The following is a 16678-nucleotide window of genomic DNA, read 5'->3' as shown; positions in this document are numbered from 1 at the left end:
TGTGCCGCGACACCCCCACCCCAATTTTCTGCGGCCCCCGGGGGCCGGGGGGGCGCGCCCCCGGGCACCCCGGGGGCCCCGGGGGGGGGGCGCCCCCCCCGCGATGGGGTGCCGCCCTCCGGCCGTGCGCCCGGTCCTGTCGTGAGCGGTATGACACATATCCGACCCGTGAAAGCGCATTGCCCCGAACGCCCGGCTTCGGATTCACATGTTGTAGGCGTTGCCTCATGAGGCGACGACAGGAGAGCCCAATATCGATTCAATGAATCGATCCGATGTTTACTTCTTGACGTACGGAGCGTCACGAGAGTTGACTCGCCTGCACCCGGGTCGCGGTGTTGCGGCCCAGTCAGGGAGGGGCAACCGCGCATGAAGGCAATGACGCGACGGCTCATCGTCGGAACCGCCGCCGTTTCGCTCGCGCTCACCACCGTGGCCGCCTGCGGCAAAACCCATGACAAGTCGTCAGGCGGCGGCAAGGACAAGACGATCGGCCTGCTGCTCCCGGACACCACGACCACCCGGTACGCCAAATTCGACCGTCCCCTGATCGAGGCCAAGATCAAGGAACTGTGCTCGGACTGCAAGGTCAGCTACGACAACGCCTCGGCCGACCCGGCGAAGCAGGCGCAGCAGGTCAGCAGCATGATCGCCAAGGGCGTCAAGGTTCTCATCCTGGACGCGCAGGACTCGGTCGGCATCCAGTCCTCGGTGCAGGCCGCGGTCGACAAGGGCATCAAGGTCGTCGCGTACGACCGCCTCGCGCAGGGTCCGGTGTCCGCCTACGTCTCCTACGACAACGAGAAGGTCGGCGAGTTGCAGGGGCAGGCGCTGCTGGACGCCATGGGTCCCAAGGCCGTTCCCACCTCGAAGATCGTGATGATCGACGGCGACCCGGCCGACCCGAACGCCGCCGCCTTCAAGGAAGGCGCGCACAAGATCCTCGACGGCAAGGTGAACATCGCCTACGAGCAGTCGGGTCTGTGGAAGGACACCGTCGCCAACCAGAAGGTCACCGCGGCGATCACCCAGCTCGGCAAAGCCGCCATCGCCGGTGTCTACTCCGCCAACGACGCCATGGCGGGCGGCATCGCCACCGCCCTCAAGGGTGCGGGCATCAACCCGCCGCTGACCGGTCAGGACGCCGAACTCACCGCGATCCAGCGGATTCTGGCGGGCACTCAGACCAGCACCGTCTACAAGGCGTACAAGCCGGAGGCGGACGCCACCGCGCAGATCGCGATCGACCTGCTGAACGGCAAGGACGTCAAGTCCGTGGCCGACGGCACCGCCAAGAGCGGTTCCGGCCAGGACGTCCCGGCGAAGCTGCTGGACGCCATATCGGTGACCAAGGAGAACATCAAGGACACGGTCATCAAGGACGGTCTCTACACCACCGCCCAGATCTGCACCGCCGAATTCGCCCAGGCGTGCAAGGACGCCGGCATTCAGTAGGAGACGCCTCGAGCGGGACGCGCATCCGACGGATGGCGCGTCCGGCGAGAAACCTCCGGCAGCGGTTTCGACCGGCCGGGTCAGGGGCGCGTACCGCGTACGCCGTATCCCTCGGCCCGGCCGGTGGTCACACCGCCGAACCCTTCGGGGGCAGCACGCCGCCGCGCGGACCGTCGGACTCCCAGCTCACGAAGCGCCCCGACTCGCGGACCAGACCGGTCATGAACCACAGCACCACCGCCGAGTCGTCCGTCCACCCGAGAACCGGGATGACGTCCGGGATCGCGTCCAGCGGCGAGACCACGTAGATCGCCGCCAGGACCGTGAAGGCCAGCAGCTTGGCGCGCGACAGGCCCGGATAACGGCGGTGCAGTACCGCGCTGACCAGACGCGGTGTCGCCACCAGCCGCCGGAACAGGCCCGGTTCGCCCGGGCGGCGCGTTTCGCGGTACAGGCCCCACGCGGAGCGGCCGGTGCGCAGCGGCACGGGCGCCCTGCTCGGCTTGCGGTCGCTTCTGGCCATGGCGGCGGCTCCTTCAGCGTACGGACGGACATGGATACGGGGCGAGGCCGAGTGGAGACCTGACGGTTTCCGGTCCGGCGGAGACCTCACGGCCTCCGGTCGATCGGGAACCTCCCGGCCTCACTGTCACCGCCTACCCCCGATCCGGCCGTGCGTGACGCCGCCACGCCCGACGGGAGGCGTCCGAGAGCGAATCGGGTCATCGGGTTGTCGGATGTCCGTAAGGCTTCGGGCGCCGCCGCCCTCACAAACTCCTCACGTTGAGCGCCGACCGCCTGGGCAGGCGAGTACCCATGGGCCCGGTACGTGGGCCCGACACTCCGCACCCGACGAAAGGCGGTGTCTCCGTGAGCTGGCAACACCAGGCCGCATGCCGCACCGAGGACCCCGAACTCTTCTTCCCCGTGGGCAACGCCGGACCGGCCAAACTCCAGGTGCAGAAGGCCCAACGGGTCTGCGCGGACTGCCCGGTCAGGGAGACCTGCCTGAGCTACGCCCTCGACATGGGCGAAAGCCTCGGCGTGTGGGGCGGCACCAGCGAGGAGGAACGCCGCACCCTGAAACGTCGGAGGTCTCGGCAGCAGGCCGCGGTGGCCCGCGCGTCGTCGGGCACCGCGGAGCCGCATGTCACGCACCGCGCCCCTTGACCGGCGTCAGCAGATCCCGCTCCCGGACGACGGACAGCGACAGGGTCCGGTATCCGGCGGATTCGAAGAGCACGGTGACCGTGTCGTCCGCGACGCCCATCACCTCGCCCTGACCCCATTTGTCGTGCAGGACCCGGACGCCGGGCGCGTACCGGCCGTGCGAAGCGGCCGCGGCCCCGGCGTCCGGCCGTCCGCGGTCGCGGCGCCAGATACGTGCCCGGCTCCCGCCCCGCGCGGCTGCCGCGGCTGACTCCCGGCCGCCGGAACCGGACTCCGCGTCCTGTCGGGAGTCGCCCCGCGAGCCCGTACCGCGCAGGACACCCGCGTGACGGTCCCTTTCGGGGGCCGGGGCGCCGGGTCCGGTCGCCGAACCGCACGTGTCGCAGTTGCCGCAGCCTCCGGGGAGCGCCTCGCCGAAGTAACCCAGCAGGAACGCCCGCCGACAGCCGTCGGTCTCCGCGAAGCCGCGCATCATGTCCACGCGGGACTGCTCCAACTGCCGGTGGCTGTCGGCGGTTTCCAGCGCCCGCTCCACCGCGGCCTTCCGCGCCGAGGCCGCCGCGCACTCCGGCGTCAGCGACACCTTCCCGTCCGCCGCCGTACGGACCGCGCCCGCCTGCCCCAGCAGATTGAGGACACCCGTCAACCGGCTCGCCGTCAGGCCGGTGTCGCCGCGCAACGCCGTCACGGAGACCGCGGCGGGCTCCTCGGCAGCCTTCTTCCCGGCCGCCTTGCCCGTCGTCCGCCCGGCCGACCGCTCGGCGAGCTGGTCCGCGACCAGGGTGAGGGCCTCGGCGTCCGGGCGGCTGGAGGAGAAGAACCGCCGCAGCCCCAAGTCCTGCGGCCGGTAGGCCATGTATGCCCGCGCCGGTTCCCCGTCGCGGCCCGCGCGGCCGATCTCCTGGTAGTACGCGTCGAGCGATCCCGGCACCGAGGCGTGCACCACGAACCGCACATCGGGCTTGTCTATGCCCATGCCGAACGCCGAGGTGGCCACGACGACCGCCAACTCCCCGCGCTGGAAACGGTCCTGGACGGACGACCGCTCCGCGGCGCGCAACCCCGCGTGGTACGCGGCGGCGGACACCCCCGCCTCCCGCAACTCCTCGGCGTACGACTCGGATTCGCGCCGGGTCGCCGTATAGACGATGCCGGAGCCGGTCTCGGCGCCGACGCGGTCGAGGACCGCGCGCCGCTTGGCCTTCTCCTCCTGGAAGTAGCCGACCGCCAGATGGATGTTGGGCCGGTCGAACCCCGCGATGACCTCCTGGGCGCCGCGCATGCCCAGCAGTTGAAGGATCTCCGCGCGGACCGGCGCCGCCGCGCTCGCGGTGAGTGCCAGGACCGGCGGGCGGCCGATCCGTTCGCGTACGGCGCCCAACCGCAGGTAATCAGGGCGGAAGTCGTGGCCCCAGGAGGAAACGCAGTGCGCCTCGTCCACCACGAACAGCGCGGGACGGGCCTGCTTCAGCCGCAGGATGACGTCCTCCCTGGCCAGTTGCTCGGGCGCGAGGAAGATGAAGTCCAGGTCGCCGCTCTCCACCCGGTCCCAGGTCTGCGCGTTCTCCGCGTCGCGGTGCGTGGAATTGACCGATGCCGCGCCCGGTCCTTCGCGCTTGAGCAGCCCCTCGACCTGGTCGCGCTGGAGGGCGATCAGCGGGGACACCACGACCGTCGGGCCCTTCAGCAGGACGCCCGGCACCTGGTAGACCGCCGACTTCCCGGCACCGGTCGGCATCACGACGATGACGTCCTGGTGCCGCATCACCGCCTTCATCGCCTCCAGTTGCGGCGGGCGCAGGCTCGGCCAGCCGAACACGTCACGTGCGCAACGCCGTAGCCGACGGGCGGTCGATCCGAACATGCTGCTCCCTGCGGTCGTGGTGGTTGAGGCGGTCGGTCGATGAAGGTCGGCCGATGAAGGTCGGGCGTTGGAGGGGGAGGGCGCCGGGGCGGTGTCGTGGGTGCGGGTGACCGTCGGCGGCGCGATCGGGCAGACGGAAGGCGCCCTTCCCGGGGTCGGGTTCCATGCGGAACTCCTCAAGGAAAGGCGCCTGCGTTCATATCATCCGGATGCCGGGTGTGGCCGGGACCAGGACTCATGGATCACCGACGGCGCGGGCTCGACCTGTCGAGAGCGGCGATGCCGACAGCGGCCAGACCGATCTGGATGAGCCACTCGATCCAGTCGACTCCGCTGGTGTCGTCGACGTTGAGACCGTGGGCGATGGCGGCTCCGATGATGGCCGCCACGATGCCGATCAGGATGGTCCAGATGACGCCGATGTGCTGACGGCCGGGGACCACGAGCCGACCGAGCACGCCAATGATAATGCCGATGATGATGGCGCTGATGATGCCGGAGATCTCCATGACGTCCCTTCTTGTCGTACGTGGCCACCCACGTGCGTTCTCGGGGGTCGTCTGCCCTTGAAGGACGCGAACACGCATTCGGCCCCGGGCGAGGGGGAGTTGGGCCCAAAGGGGTGCTTCACGCGGCCGGGTCCGAGGGGTTCGGGCCCGCGGCCTCCCGGCGTGAAGCGTTCCGGCGTGCGGTGTTCCGGCATGGAGCGTCCCGGCATGGAGCGTCCCGGCCGCCGGCCCTTGCGGGCGGCGACCGGGACGGGGTGCTCAGGAAGCGGTCCGACTACTTGCAGTCGTCCTTGGCCTCGGGGTGCCAGACGTGACCCTCGTGGCCCCAGTGGCCCATGCCGTCGTGGTTCGCGCCGTCCCAGCCGGCGCTCTCGTGGTGACCGCCGCCGTTGTAACAGGTGTTGCCGAAGGCGGGGTTCAGCGCGCCGATCAGGTTGATCGAGTTGCCGCAGGCGTTGATCGGCACGTCGATCGGGACCTGGATCAGGTTGCCCGACAGGACGCCGGGCGAGCCGATGGCCGCGCCGGTGGCGTCGGCGTCAGCGGCGGCGACGCCGCCACCGGCAAGCACGATCCCGCCGACGAGCGCGGCCAGGACGGCGCCGTTGCGCATGAGCTTCATGGGTACTCCTTTGGTGCTGGTGGTCTGCACTGAGCCCACCGGCATGCGGAGTGTGATCATCCGCCTTACCGGTGTCCGCACTCAGAGTTCGCCACCCGTCGTCGGCCCGGTGGCTGCCGCGCCCGCAAGTCACTCGTCCGGACGGCAGCGAACACCGCTCCCCGAGTGAGCCCGCGGCCCGACTGCGCCGGACGGCTCTGCCGAACGCCTCTGCCGAACCCCTCGGCCCGGGGCCTCGGCGGTATCGAACGGTCGGAACGCGGGCGGACGGCGACGGTTCAGGAGTCGTCGGGGTGAGGCGGTGTCAGCTGGGCAGACGAGCCGACAGGCCAACCACCGGAGGACATCATGCCGCTGACGTTCCGTAAGTCGTTCCACATATTTCCCGGCGTACGTATCAACGTGAACCGGAAGTCGCTGTCCCTCACGCTCGGACGCAGAGGCGGCGCGCACCGCACCTGGTCGACCACGGGACGGCGGACGACCTCCGCGGACCTGCCGGGCCCCTTCGGCTACCGGCACACCGACCGGCGCAAGTGATCGGCGCGGGCGACCCGCCCCGCCGGTCTCGGAGACCCGTCTCAGAGACCGGATTCCCGCACGAGGGCTCGCGGCGCCTGGCAACGCCAGGCGCCGACGAGCAGCGCCCGCAGCTCGTCCTCGGCGACGGCCTTGAGCCGTACGAGCACGGCGGGGAATCCGTTGTAATGCGGCTCGGTGAAGAACTTCGCCGGGTCTGATGCGAGGAGCGCCTCCTTCTCCTCCTGGCCCGCGACCCGGACGGCCACCACGTCGGTCCGCGGTACGCGGGCCTGCTTCGGGTCGGTCCGCTCCAGCCACACCCAGGCGAATTTCTTGTGCCTGCCGCCGTTCGGCACCGATACGGACATCCCGTCGTCCGCCGCCACCGCCTCCGGCAGGGTCAACGCGATCCGGCGCACATCGTGATGATCAGCCATCTCCGCATCCTCCATGGAATGCGGGTGCCCGCGCCCGTGGTGGCCATGCCCCGCCGGGAAATCCGCCGGGCGGCGTACCGGCGGCCGGTATGTGAGCGGCATGTGATCCGCGGGCGGGGGCACACGGAGCCTCAGAGGTCGAGGACCTGTCCGGTAGTACCGCCACCGGCCGCGTCCCGTCGTTCGGCGAAAAGAGACTCGATGCCCGACTCCTGCTGCCACACGGTGACGGCGTCGATGCCGCTGCCCAGCGGCCACCGGCTGCGGATTCCGGCGTGGATGGCCTACGACCCGCAGGACTGCCTCGCCGTGCGGATGACCTTCGGCCTCGGCGGCCCCGAGACCGCCACCTGGATCTTCGCCTGGGACCTGCTGGCCAGGGGCCTGACCGGAGCCGTCGGCCTCGGCGACGTCCGGGTCACGCCCTCGGCCGGAACCGGCTCGCGGCTGCTGATCCGCCTCGGCCGTCCCGGCCAGGACGCCCGCGTCGAACTGGACGCCGCCCCCGTGCGCCGCTTCGTCTCCTTCGCCCGGGAGCGCGCCCCGCTCGACGCCCGGACCGTCCGGTCCGCCCTGGACGCCGAGCTCTCCCGCATCGTCGAACGCGCCTAGGGCCTGTCCGGCGGTCAGGTCTGGCGCAGCGGCACGTAGGTGTCGGCGGTCAGGCCGAAAGTCCAGGCCACGCCCTCCTTCGCCGTGCTGGTGCCGGGCGGCACCCGCAGCCAGTACGTACGGCTCGTGCCGTCCGGCTCCGGTGTGGAGTTGACGACCTCGACCATCGTCACGTCCTCGTCCCCGGTCAGCGCGATCCGCCAGAGGATGCCGGTCTCGTCCCGGTGCACGGGGACCGCGCCCGACTCGGTCAGATAGCGGTCGTAGCCGTAGTGCTCCAGCATGACGCGGCGCAGCTCCGCGTTCTCCTCGCCGCGTATCCGCTCCGGCGTGAGGGTGCCCAGCTCACGCAGGAACTCGGCGGGGACCGGCATGCCGCGCCAGGCGTGCAGCGCGAAGCCGTCGGGGAAGGCGAGCGCGGGACCGTCGGCCCGGTCGAGGCGGCCCGCCTCGTCGCGGTGCAGCTCGGCGGGGCGCTCGCAGACGATCGCGACCCGCTCGTACGGCCACCACCAGCCCGCCGAGCGGGCGACCGCCGCCAGCCCGTCCAGCGGGGAGCCCTCCCGCGTGTCGAACGCGCACAGCCAGGCCGCCTCGTGCTGACCGAGGACCGCGTCGAGCAGCAGCAGCCGGATCTCCGGCTCCTCCTTCCGCCCCCGCGCCAACTCCTCGACCACACCGGCCCTGATCCGGCCCGCCAGCGCCTGCGTCCCCTCCCACAGCCGCGCCCCGGTCGCGTTCCACCGCTCGCTCCAGCCCGCGGGGCCGAGCGCCGCGTGCAGCCGGGCCCGCTCCGCGGCCCACGGCCGCCCGCGCACCTCGTCCCGCACGCTGTGACCCTTGCCGCGCGTCCCCTGAAGCGCGGCCTCCGCGCGCAGCATCGCCACGGCCGCGCGCGGCGATCCGGCCCAGCGGACGCGCTCCGGCTCCGCGAGCCCCGCGCGCCGGTACGCCAGCCGCACCCCCGCCTCGGCCGCCGCGCGGTCCGCGGATCCGGTGGCCACGGCGGCCTGCCTCCACTGCTCGACGGTCGACATGCCGTCCCCTCCCATGAGTTCTGCTCCCTGCCCTCGACGTGCTGTCCTGCCGTGCCCGCGTGCCCGGACCCCGGGCGCCACCGCGGGACGCTCAGTCGGCGACCACGCGGACCGAGCCCGGTACGTACTCCCGCTGCCGCACCACGCGGTACCAGCCCTTGGGCAGCGATATCGCCGCGTGCTCCTCGTGCAGGACCCGTCCGCCGTCCGGCAGATGCAGCAGCATCGGCGCGAACGGGGCCGGCGGGCTGAAGAGCCGTCCCGGTCCCATGACGGCGTGCGCGTGACCTGTCACCTCGCCCAGCGCGAGGACGAGCCGGCCGCGCGCGTCCCGCGGCTCCTGCGGCGCGTCGTCCATGTGCGGCGGCAGCGCCGACTCCTCGGTCGGCGCGATGAGCACATCACCCTGCCGGTACATCGCTCTCCCTCCGCGCGGCGCTCCGTGCACCGCGTCGACACCGACCGTAGGCGCGGGGTCTGACAACGGCTCAGAGTCGGCCCGGCCGCAGCCGTTGTCAGTGCGGCTTGGTAGAACTTGCTCACACATCGGCCGGTGATCGCCGCGGCCGAATTCGTACGGCCGTCGAATGTCGAACGTCAGGAGCAGGCGGACATGACCATCGGGAACCACATGCGGGAGCTGCACGGCCTGCCCGCCTTCGACTTCCCCGGACCCGACGACAAGGGCACCGACCTGCCGGAAGCGGACGCCGCCGCCTGGCGGATCGGCGTCGACTCCTACGACAGCGAGGAGAAGTGGGAGGACGCCTTCGCCCGGTTCACCCAGGCCGTCGACATCACGCGGGTGCGCGCGCTGATCGTCGGTTCCTGGAGCGAAGCCTACGAGAGCGGACCGGAACCGCTGATCGCGGCCATCTTGTCCGTGAAGGACCGACTGCCCGCGCTGCGGGCCCTGTTCCTCGGCGACATCGTGGGCGAGGAGTGCGAGATCTCCTGGATCAACCAGGGCGATGTCACCCCGCTGCTCGACGGCTTTCCCGAACTGGAGTCGTTCGGGGTACGCGGCGGACAGGACCTGGCCTTCCCCGCCGTGACGCACGCCCGGCTGCGCTCGCTCACCGTCGAGACCGGCGGCATGCCCGCGCAGGCCGTCCGCGGCATCGCCGCCAGCGACCTGCCCGCGCTGGAACACCTCGACCTGTGGCTCGGCACCTCCGAGTATGGCGGGGACAGCGAGATCACCGACCTGGCACCGTTCCTCACCGGCGCGCTGCTGCCCAAGCTCCGCTCGCTGGCCCTGCGCAACAGCGAGATGCAGGACGAGATCGCCGCGGCCCTCGCCTCCGCGCCCGTCGTGGCCCGGCTGGAGACCCTCGATCTGTCGATGGGCGTGCTGACCGACGAGGGCGCCACGGCGCTGCTCGCGGGCCAGCCCCTCACCCACCTCAAGACCCTCGACCTGCACCACAACTACCTCACCTCGCCGGTCGCCCGGCGCCTGCGGGAAGCCCTCGAACCGTCGGGCGTCCACGTCGAACTGGACCGCGACGACGCCGACGAGGAGGTCGATGACGACGACGAGACCGTGTGGCGTTTCGTCGCCGTCGGCGAGTAGCCGGTCGTTCCGTCAGTCGTCCAGCCGGTCGCCGACCGGCCGATGACCACCGTCGGGCGGCGGACCGGTGACCGGTGACCGTCCATCAGCGCCGGGCACGTGGGCGACCAGGGGAGAGGGGGAAGGTGACGTGAGAGACGAACCGCGCTTCGCGGTCGTCGGCAACCCGGAGAACCGGCGGGTCGGTCTCTTCGCGCGCGCCGCGACCGAGGCCGGGCTGCCCGCGCCCCGCGTCGTGCCCTGGCGCGACGTCCTGCGCGAGGGCGGCGCGACCTTCGCGGCGGACGAGGTCGTACGGCTCGACTCGCCCGGTGAGGACGCCGAAGTGGACTGCGCGCTGCGGGACATGGACGACCCCACGCGGGTGGAGGGCAGCGCCCGCTGGTACGCCCGATTCACCGCCGTCGTCCGCACCCTGGACGGCGGCAGGCGGCTGGACGACCCGGACGAACTGGCGGTGCTGTTCGACAAGCGGTGCTGCCACCGGAGGCTGGCCGAGGCCGGGGTGCCCGTGCCCGCCTCGCCCACCTCGGGTGCCGCCGCCCCCGCGGTGCGCGGCTGGGCCGACGTACGGGCGCTGATGCGCGAGCACGCCATGCCGCGCGCCTTCGTCAAACTCGCGCACGGATCGTCGGCCTCCGGGGTGCTCGCCGTGGAGACGGCGGCCGGCGGGCGCGTCCAGGCCACCACGTCCGTCGAGTCGGCGGACGGACGTCTGCACAATTCGCTGCGGGTGCGCCGTATCACCCGCGAGACCGAGATCGCCGCGCTGGTCGACGCGCTCGCACCGGACGGCCTGCACATCGAGCGCTGGCTGCCCAAGGCGTCGCTGCACGGGCGCGTCGCCGACCTGCGGATCGTGGTCGTCGACGGCCGCGCCACGCACGCCGTGGTGCGCACCAGCCGCTCGCCGCTCACCAACCTCCACCTGGGCGGCGCGCGCGGCGACCTCGGCGCCGCGATCGAAGCCGCGGGCGTCCGGTGGGAGCAGGCGCTGGAGATCTGCGAGCGGGCCGCCGCCTGCTTCCCCGGCACGCTGTGCGTCGGCGTCGACCTGCTCCCCGCGATCGGCTGGCGGCGCTTCGCGGTCGGCGAGGTCAACGCCTTCGGCGACCTGCTGCCGAGGCTCACCGGACTGCCGGGCAGCGGAGCGGAGGGCCTGGACACCTACGCCGCCCAGATCGCCGCCGTACGCGCCCGCGCCGCGTCGCCGACCGGAGTCCGGCCACCGTACGCACCGGCCGCGTACGAACGGAGCGCGTACGAACCGGTCGCGTACGAACGGAGCGCGTACGAACCGGCCGCCGATGCATCCGCCGCGCCCGTACCGGCGCCGCACGAACCAGCCCCACCCGTACCGGCACCGCGCGGCGCGGCGCGGCACGTACCAGCAGGCCACGAACCGTCGCACCACCAAGCGCCGAGGACCCGACATGCGACCCTCTGACGCGTCCGCGCCCGCCCTCCTGGACGGCGGAGGCCCGGACATGAACGAGGTCGTGGGCCGCGACGACCTCCTCCTGATCACCCTCGACACGCTCCGCCACGACGTCGCGGCCGAGTTGGCCGCGGCCGGCCGCATCCCGCATCTGGCGCGCCATCTGCCGGGCGGGCGCTGGGAGGAGCGGCACGCGCCCGGCAGCTTCACCTACGCCTCGCACCAGGCGATCTTCGCCGGATTCCTGCCGACCCCGGCGGCGCCCGGACCGCACCCCCGGCTGTTCGCCGCGCGCTTCGCCGGGAGCGAGACCACCGAGGCGGGCACGTACGTCTTCGACACGCCCGACCTGGTGTCCGGGCTCGCGGCGGCCGGATACCGCACCGTCTGCATCGGCGGCGTCGGCTTCTTCAACAAGCGCGGCGCGCTGGGCGACGTCCTGCCGGGACTGTTCCAGGAGAGTTACTGGGAGCCGGAGTTCGGCGTCGCCTCGCCCACCTCCTTCGAGGCGCAGGTCGCGCGCGCGGAGCAGGTCGTCGCCGAACTGCCCGCCGACCAGCGGCTGTTCCTCTTCCTCAACGCGTCCGCGCTGCACCAGCCCAACTGGTTCCACACACCGGGCGCCACCCGCGAGGCCGGTGACACCCGCGCTACGCACGCGGCGGCGCTGGAGTACATCGACCGGCACATCGGACGTCTCTTCCACGCCATGGCGGCCCGCCGCCGCTGCTTCGCCATCGTCTGCTCCGACCACGGCACCACCTACGGAGACGACGGCTACACAGGTCACCGCCTCGGCCACGAGGCGGTCTGGACGGTGCCCTACGCCCACTTCTTCCTGGAGCCGTCCTCATGAACGCGCCGATCACCACGACCACACCGACCAGCACGACCACCACGACCACACCGACCAGTACGACTACACCGACCGGCACGACCACACCGGTCTCCACGGCGACGCCCGCCGACGCGCCGTCCCCTGACCAGCCCGCGCCCCCCGCCGACAGTCCCTACCAGAGCTACGTCTACGCGTATCCGCACAAGACCGCCTACCGCCCGCTGCCCGACCGGCCCGCGCTGAGCGGCCTGTGGCAGGCGGAGCCCAAGGACGCGCTCTCGCTCTATCTGCACATCCCGTTCTGCGAGGTCCGCTGCGGATTCTGCAACCTCTTCACCCGCATCGGCGCGCCCGGCGAGCTGACCACCCGCTATCTCGACGCGCTCGACCGGCAGGCCACCGCCGTCCGGGACGCGCTCGGCGACAGCGAGCCGCTACGGTTCGCCACCGCGGCCTTCGGCGGCGGCACCCCCACCTTCCTGACGGCCGCCGAACTGGAACGGCTCTGCGACATCGCCGAGCGCCGGATGGGCGCCGACCTGCGCGCGATCCCGCTCTCCGTCGAGGCGTCGCCCGCGACCGCCACCGCCGACCGGCTCGCCGTCCTCGCCGACCGCGGCGCCACCCGGCTCAGCCTCGGTGTCCAGAGCTTCGTGGACGACGAGGCGAAAGCCGCCGTACGGCCCCAGCGCCGCGCCGACGTCGAAGCCGCGCTCGCCCGCGTCCGCGACGCCGGTATCCCGGTCCTCAACATCGACCTCATCTACGGCATCGACGGCCAGACCCCGGCCAGTTGGCGCACCTCGCTGGAGGCCGCGCTGCGCTGGCGGCCGGAGGAGCTGTACCTCTACCCGCTGTACGTACGGCCGAAGACCGGCCTGGAGAGCCGCACCGCCGTCAGCGACCCGGCCTGGGACGAGCAGCGGCTGCGGCTGTACCGACAGGGCCGCGACCACCTCCTGACGCACGGCTACGAGCAGGTCTCCATGCGGATGTTCCGCCGGGCCGACGCCGCGCCCCAAGGGCCCGACGACCACGCCTGCCAGACCGACGGCATGATCGGCCTCGGCTGCGGCGCCCGCTCCTACACCTCCACGCTGCACTACTCCTTCGACTACGCCGTCGACATGCGCGAGATCCGCGCGATCATCGACGAGTACACCACCACCGACGACTTCACCCGCGCCGCCCACGGCCGCCGGGTCGACGCCGACGAGGCCCGCCGCCGACACCTGCTCCAGTCGCTGCTGCAAGCCGACGGCATGCCCCTGGCCGACTACCGCGACCGCTTCGGCACCGACGCCCACGCCGACTTCGCCGCCGAGATCGACCGCTTCGCGGCCCGAGGCTGGCTCGACGACGAGGCCCCCGCGACCGGCCGCATACGGCTGTCCCCCGAAGGACTCGCCCACTCCGACGCCCTCGGCCCCGAACTGTTCTCACCCCGGGTCCGGGCGGCGATGGCCGCGTACGAGCTGAAGTGAGGACGCCGCCATGGATCTGACGCTGCTCTACCGCGGCCCGCTCGCCTCGTGCGACTACGACTGCCCGTACTGCCCCTTCGCCAAGCGCCGCGACAGCCCCGCGCAACTGCGCGCCGACCGCGCCGCGCTCGCCCGCTTCGCGCACTGGGCGCGAGAGCAGCGGGGCGACCGGCTGTCCGTGCTGTTCACCCCGTGGGGCGAGGGCCTGGTCCGCTCCTGGTACCGGAACACCCTGGCCGAGCTGTCGCACGAGCCGCACATCGACCGGGTCGCCATCCAGACGAATCTGAGCTGCCGCACCGACTGGCTCGCGGACGCCGACCCCGGCACCCTCGCCCTGTGGTGCACCTACCACCCCGGCCAGACCCCGTACGACCGCTTCCTGCGCAAGACCCGCGAAGTGGCCGACCGCGGCGTCCGGTTCAGCGTCGGCGTCGTCGGGCTGCCGGAACACCTCGCGGACGCGGCCCGGCTGCGCGCCGCGCTGCCCGGCCACGTCTACCTGTGGGTGAACGCCGCCGAGGGCCACACCTACACCGACGCGGAAGCCGACGCCTGGACGGCCCTCGACCCGCTCTTCCCCTACAGCCGCCACCCGCACCGCTCGGCCGGCCTGCCCTGCCGCACCGGCGAGTCCGTCCTGTCGGTGGACGGCGACGGCACGGTCCGCCGCTGCCACTTCGTCCGCGCCGAACTGGGCAATCTCTACGACGGCTCCTACCGGGCCGCCCTGGCCCCCCGCCCCTGCCCGCTGGCCGTCTGCGACTGCCACATCGGCTATGTCCACCTGGAGTCGCTGCCGCTCTACGACGTCTTCGCGGGCGGAGTCCTGGAGCGCGTCCCCGCGGACCGCACGGCCACCGCGCCGGAAGCGGGCGCCGCGGGCGGCAGGGCCCTGCCGCCGCTGATCTGACCCGCCGTCACCCTCGGAGGCCGCGGGGGACGGCGGCGGACCCACGGGGAGAACGGGCAGGTGGGCCGCGCGCCGGATAGTCTTGGGCGGTGGACAGCGAACCGAGACCGCAGGCCGGAACGGCCGCTGAGCTGATGAAGGCCATGACCCGGCTCCGGGCCCGGCTGCGGGCCGAGTCGGCGACGGACGACATGCGGTGGACCTGGTCGCAGATCACCACGCTCGGGCGCATCGTGGACGAGGGCCCCACCACGGCGAGCGATCTGGCCGCGGCCGAACACGTACGGCGGCAGTCGATGGCCGAGACGCTCGCGGCGCTGCGCGACGGCGGGCTGATCACCTCGGGCAAGGACCCCGCCGACGGCCGCAAGACGCTCCTGCACGCGACGGCCGAGGGCCGGGCGCTGGTCGAGACCATCCCCGCCGTCCGGGAAGCCTGGCTGGAGGCGGCGGTACGCGATCTGCTCCGGGCCGACGAGCGCAGGACGCTGCTGAAGGCGGCCGAGATCATGAACCGCCTGGCGGACAGCGACCGTTGACCCGCCGTCGGGGTCCGGCTCCTACAGCACGGCCCCCATGCGCCACGGCACGATCTCCTCGGCCCCGAAGCCGAGCGCCTCGGACTTGCTCGGCGTGCCGGAGGCCATGTCCACCAGCGTCTCGAAGAGCCGGGTGCCGTACCGCACATGCTCGTCGCGGGACATCGCCGGGCCGGCGTCGAAGTCCATGTCGCCGCTCATGTGCTGGTAGAGCCGGCTGGTGGTGCTGATCTTCAGACAGGGCACGGGCCGTGAGCCGAACAGCGAGCCGCGACCGGTGGTGAAGGCCAGCAGATTCGCCCCGCCCGCGACCATGCCGGTGGCCGACACGGGGTCGTATCCGGGCGTGTCCATGAACGTCAGACCGGGCGCCGTGACCGGCTCCGCGTAGCCGACGACTCCGTTGAGCGGACTGCTCCCGCTCTTGAGTACCGCACCGAGCGACTTCTCCCAGATGGTGGTGATGCCCCCGGCCCTGTTGCCCTTGGAGGGATTGTTGTCCAGCGCGGCGCCGTGCCGGGTGACGTACCGCTGCCACCACGCGATCAACTCGTCGAGCCGTTCGGCGATCGCGGGCGTGGCGGCGCGGTCGCGCAGCAGGTGCTCGGCGCCGTAGATCTCCGGGGTCTCGCCCAGGACGACCCGCCCGCCCGCGGCGGCCAGCAGATCGGCGGCGACGCCCAGCGTCGGATTGGCCGTCAGCCCCGAATAGGCGTCGCTGCCGCCGCACTGGAGTCCGAGGGTGAGTTCGTGCAGGCCGACCGGCTCGCGGGCCAGCGTCGCCAGGCCGCCGACCATCTCGGCGACGCGGTCGAGGGCGGCGTTCACGGTCGCCGCGGTGCCGCCGAGCGCCTGGATGGTGAGCGTGCGCACGGCCGGATCGTCGCCGAAGACGTTCTCCGGCTGGTTCACCTCGCAGCCGAGACTGACCGTCAGCACACCGGCGATGTTCACATGGCGCGCGTAGCCGCGCAGGGTGCGCCGCAGCAGGTCGTCGCCCTCGGTGCCCTCGGCCATGCCGCAGCCGAGGTCGTGGGTCAGGGCGATGACGCCGTCCAGGCCCGGCGCCCCGGCGTGGCGGTCGTTGGCGGCCTGGGCGATCATCCGGGCCACGGTCGCCGAGCAGTTCACCGTCGGGAGCACGGCCAGGTAATTGCGGGTGGCGGCACGGCCGTCGGCGCGCCGGTAACCGAGGAAGTGGTCACGGGCGGCCTCGGCCGGGGGCCGCCAGGCCGGGGGAGCGGGCCGCGGCGCCCCGGCGCGGGCGGTGGCGTCGCCGAGGCCGAGATTGTGGACGTGTACGTGTTCGCCGGGCCGGATGTCGCGGGCGGCGATACCGATGACCTCCCCGTACTTGCGGACCTCGGCGCCCGCGGCGATGGGGGAGACAGCCACCTTGTGGCCCGCGGGGATGTCGTTGGCGGCGGGGACCACACCCCGCGCGACCCGTACGGGCGTGCCCGCCGCCACGTCCGTCCGCACCAGCCCGATGTTGTCAATGCCGGGCCGTGCGACCAGCGGGACGGCCGGTTCACCGGCCGTCCGCGCGGGCGCCGCCGCGCCGGTGTCCGTTCCGCGCACGTTCGTCATGCGCACACCGGCCGGACGGAGTTCGGAAGGAGACCCGCGCCGGAATCCGGCGGCAGATCCCCGAACACCGAG

Annotated in this window: 18 protein-coding genes; 10 read left to right on the top strand and 8 right to left on the bottom strand. The window is 72.4% G+C overall.

Annotated features, from left to right (window positions below):
* Nucleotides 1–369: 369 nt before the first annotated feature.
* Complete coding sequence (locus tag ACIQCJ_RS17670) at nucleotides 370–1455, top strand: substrate-binding domain-containing protein (protein WP_355348987.1); 1086 nt, start codon at nucleotides 370–372, stop codon at nucleotides 1453–1455.
* Between the two features lie 127 nt (nucleotides 1456–1582).
* Here ACIQCJ_RS17670 and ACIQCJ_RS17665 read toward each other — a convergent pair whose 3' ends face one another.
* Nucleotides 1583–1978, bottom strand: a complete 396-nt coding sequence (locus tag ACIQCJ_RS17665) for a YkvA family protein (protein WP_402711851.1) — start codon at nucleotides 1976–1978, stop codon at nucleotides 1583–1585.
* A gap of 347 nt (nucleotides 1979–2325) precedes the next feature.
* Here ACIQCJ_RS17665 and ACIQCJ_RS17660 point away from each other — a divergent pair, with 347 nt between their 5' ends.
* Nucleotides 2326–2625 carry a WhiB family transcriptional regulator gene (locus ACIQCJ_RS17660; RefSeq protein ID WP_401858158.1) on the top strand — a complete coding sequence of 100 codons (300 nt, stop codon included), beginning with the start codon at nucleotides 2326–2328 and terminating at the stop codon, nucleotides 2623–2625.
* On the opposite strand, the gene ACIQCJ_RS17655 is transcribed toward ACIQCJ_RS17660, so the two are convergent.
* The 3 genes from ACIQCJ_RS17655 to ACIQCJ_RS17645 form a co-directional block, all read right to left on the bottom strand.
* Complete coding sequence (locus ACIQCJ_RS17655; RefSeq protein WP_402711850.1) at nucleotides 2606–4489, bottom strand: RecQ family ATP-dependent DNA helicase; 1884 nt, start codon at nucleotides 4487–4489, stop codon at nucleotides 2606–2608. The two genes, ACIQCJ_RS17660 and ACIQCJ_RS17655, sit on opposite strands and share 20 nt — an antisense overlap.
* Before the next feature lie 242 nt (nucleotides 4490–4731).
* Nucleotides 4732–4998, bottom strand: a complete 267-nt coding sequence (locus ACIQCJ_RS17650) for a GlsB/YeaQ/YmgE family stress response membrane protein (protein ID WP_355348999.1) — start codon at nucleotides 4996–4998, stop codon at nucleotides 4732–4734.
* A 274-nt stretch (nucleotides 4999–5272) separates the two neighbouring features.
* Entirely contained in the window at nucleotides 5273–5620 is a 348-nt protein-coding gene (locus ACIQCJ_RS17645; protein ID WP_391049870.1) for a chaplin family protein, read from the bottom strand.
* A gap of 348 nt (nucleotides 5621–5968) precedes the next feature.
* Here ACIQCJ_RS17645 and ACIQCJ_RS17640 point away from each other — a divergent pair, with 348 nt between their 5' ends.
* Nucleotides 5969–6160, top strand: coding sequence for a DUF4236 domain-containing protein (locus tag ACIQCJ_RS17640; protein WP_188283018.1), 192 nt, complete (start codon nucleotides 5969–5971; stop codon nucleotides 6158–6160).
* A gap of 41 nt (nucleotides 6161–6201) precedes the next feature.
* On the opposite strand, the gene ACIQCJ_RS17635 is transcribed toward ACIQCJ_RS17640, so the two are convergent.
* Nucleotides 6202–6579, bottom strand: a complete 378-nt coding sequence (locus tag ACIQCJ_RS17635) for an MmcQ/YjbR family DNA-binding protein (RefSeq protein ID WP_391161838.1) — start codon at nucleotides 6577–6579, stop codon at nucleotides 6202–6204.
* Between the two features lie 201 nt (nucleotides 6580–6780).
* On the opposite strand from ACIQCJ_RS17635, the gene ACIQCJ_RS17630 reads away from it, so the two are divergent.
* On the top strand, nucleotides 6781–7191 hold the full coding sequence (locus ACIQCJ_RS17630) for an SsgA family sporulation/cell division regulator (protein WP_402711849.1): 411 nt from the start codon (nucleotides 6781–6783) through the stop codon (nucleotides 7189–7191).
* 14 nt (nucleotides 7192–7205) lie between these two features.
* Here the strand turns inward: ACIQCJ_RS17630 and ACIQCJ_RS17625 are convergent, their stop codons facing one another.
* Together ACIQCJ_RS17625 and ACIQCJ_RS17620 are read right to left on the bottom strand one after the other, a co-directional pair.
* Complete coding sequence (locus ACIQCJ_RS17625) at nucleotides 7206–8228, bottom strand: DUF6745 domain-containing protein (protein ID WP_355349114.1); 1023 nt, start codon at nucleotides 8226–8228, stop codon at nucleotides 7206–7208.
* Nucleotides 8229–8319: 91 nt separating this feature from the next.
* On the bottom strand, nucleotides 8320–8646 hold the full coding sequence (locus ACIQCJ_RS17620; protein WP_402711848.1) for a hypothetical protein: 327 nt from the start codon (nucleotides 8644–8646) through the stop codon (nucleotides 8320–8322).
* Between the two features lie 195 nt (nucleotides 8647–8841).
* Between ACIQCJ_RS17620 and ACIQCJ_RS17615 the strand changes: the two genes are divergently transcribed.
* From ACIQCJ_RS17615 to ACIQCJ_RS17590, 6 genes are all read left to right on the top strand, one after another.
* Nucleotides 8842–9804: an STM4015 family protein gene (locus ACIQCJ_RS17615; RefSeq protein ID WP_391161836.1), complete on the top strand. Its 963-nt coding sequence runs from the start codon at nucleotides 8842–8844 to the stop codon at nucleotides 9802–9804.
* Nucleotides 9805–9934: 130 nt separating this feature from the next.
* Nucleotides 9935–11251 carry an STM4014 family protein gene (locus ACIQCJ_RS17610; protein ID WP_402711847.1) on the top strand — a complete coding sequence of 439 codons (1317 nt, stop codon included), beginning with the start codon at nucleotides 9935–9937 and terminating at the stop codon, nucleotides 11249–11251.
* 40 nt (nucleotides 11252–11291) lie between these two features.
* A complete protein-coding gene (locus ACIQCJ_RS17605; RefSeq protein WP_391161835.1) occupies nucleotides 11292–12098 on the top strand; it encodes an STM4013/SEN3800 family hydrolase in 807 nt (268 codons plus the stop codon).
* On the top strand, nucleotides 12095–13564 hold the full coding sequence (locus tag ACIQCJ_RS17600; RefSeq protein WP_402711846.1) for an STM4012 family radical SAM protein: 1470 nt from the start codon (nucleotides 12095–12097) through the stop codon (nucleotides 13562–13564). Before ACIQCJ_RS17605 ends, ACIQCJ_RS17600 begins: the two co-directional genes overlap by 4 nt.
* Nucleotides 13565–13574: 10 nt before the next feature.
* A complete protein-coding gene (locus ACIQCJ_RS17595) occupies nucleotides 13575–14477 on the top strand; it encodes an STM4011 family radical SAM protein (protein WP_402711845.1) in 903 nt (300 codons plus the stop codon).
* 89 nt (nucleotides 14478–14566) lie between these two features.
* Nucleotides 14567–15016: a MarR family transcriptional regulator gene (locus ACIQCJ_RS17590; protein WP_391161832.1), complete on the top strand. Its 450-nt coding sequence runs from the start codon at nucleotides 14567–14569 to the stop codon at nucleotides 15014–15016.
* 21 nt (nucleotides 15017–15037) lie between these two features.
* On the opposite strand, the gene ACIQCJ_RS17585 is transcribed toward ACIQCJ_RS17590, so the two are convergent.
* A complete protein-coding gene (locus ACIQCJ_RS17585; RefSeq protein ID WP_402711844.1) occupies nucleotides 15038–16606 on the bottom strand; it encodes a UxaA family hydrolase in 1569 nt (522 codons plus the stop codon).
* Nucleotides 16607–16678 lie beyond the last annotated feature (72 nt).

The sequence above is a fragment of the Streptomyces sp. NPDC093221 genome (assembly GCF_044753885.1).
Taxonomy (GTDB): domain Bacteria; phylum Actinomycetota; class Actinomycetes; order Streptomycetales; family Streptomycetaceae; genus Actinacidiphila.
This window is presented reverse-complemented; position numbering and strand designations above follow the sequence as displayed.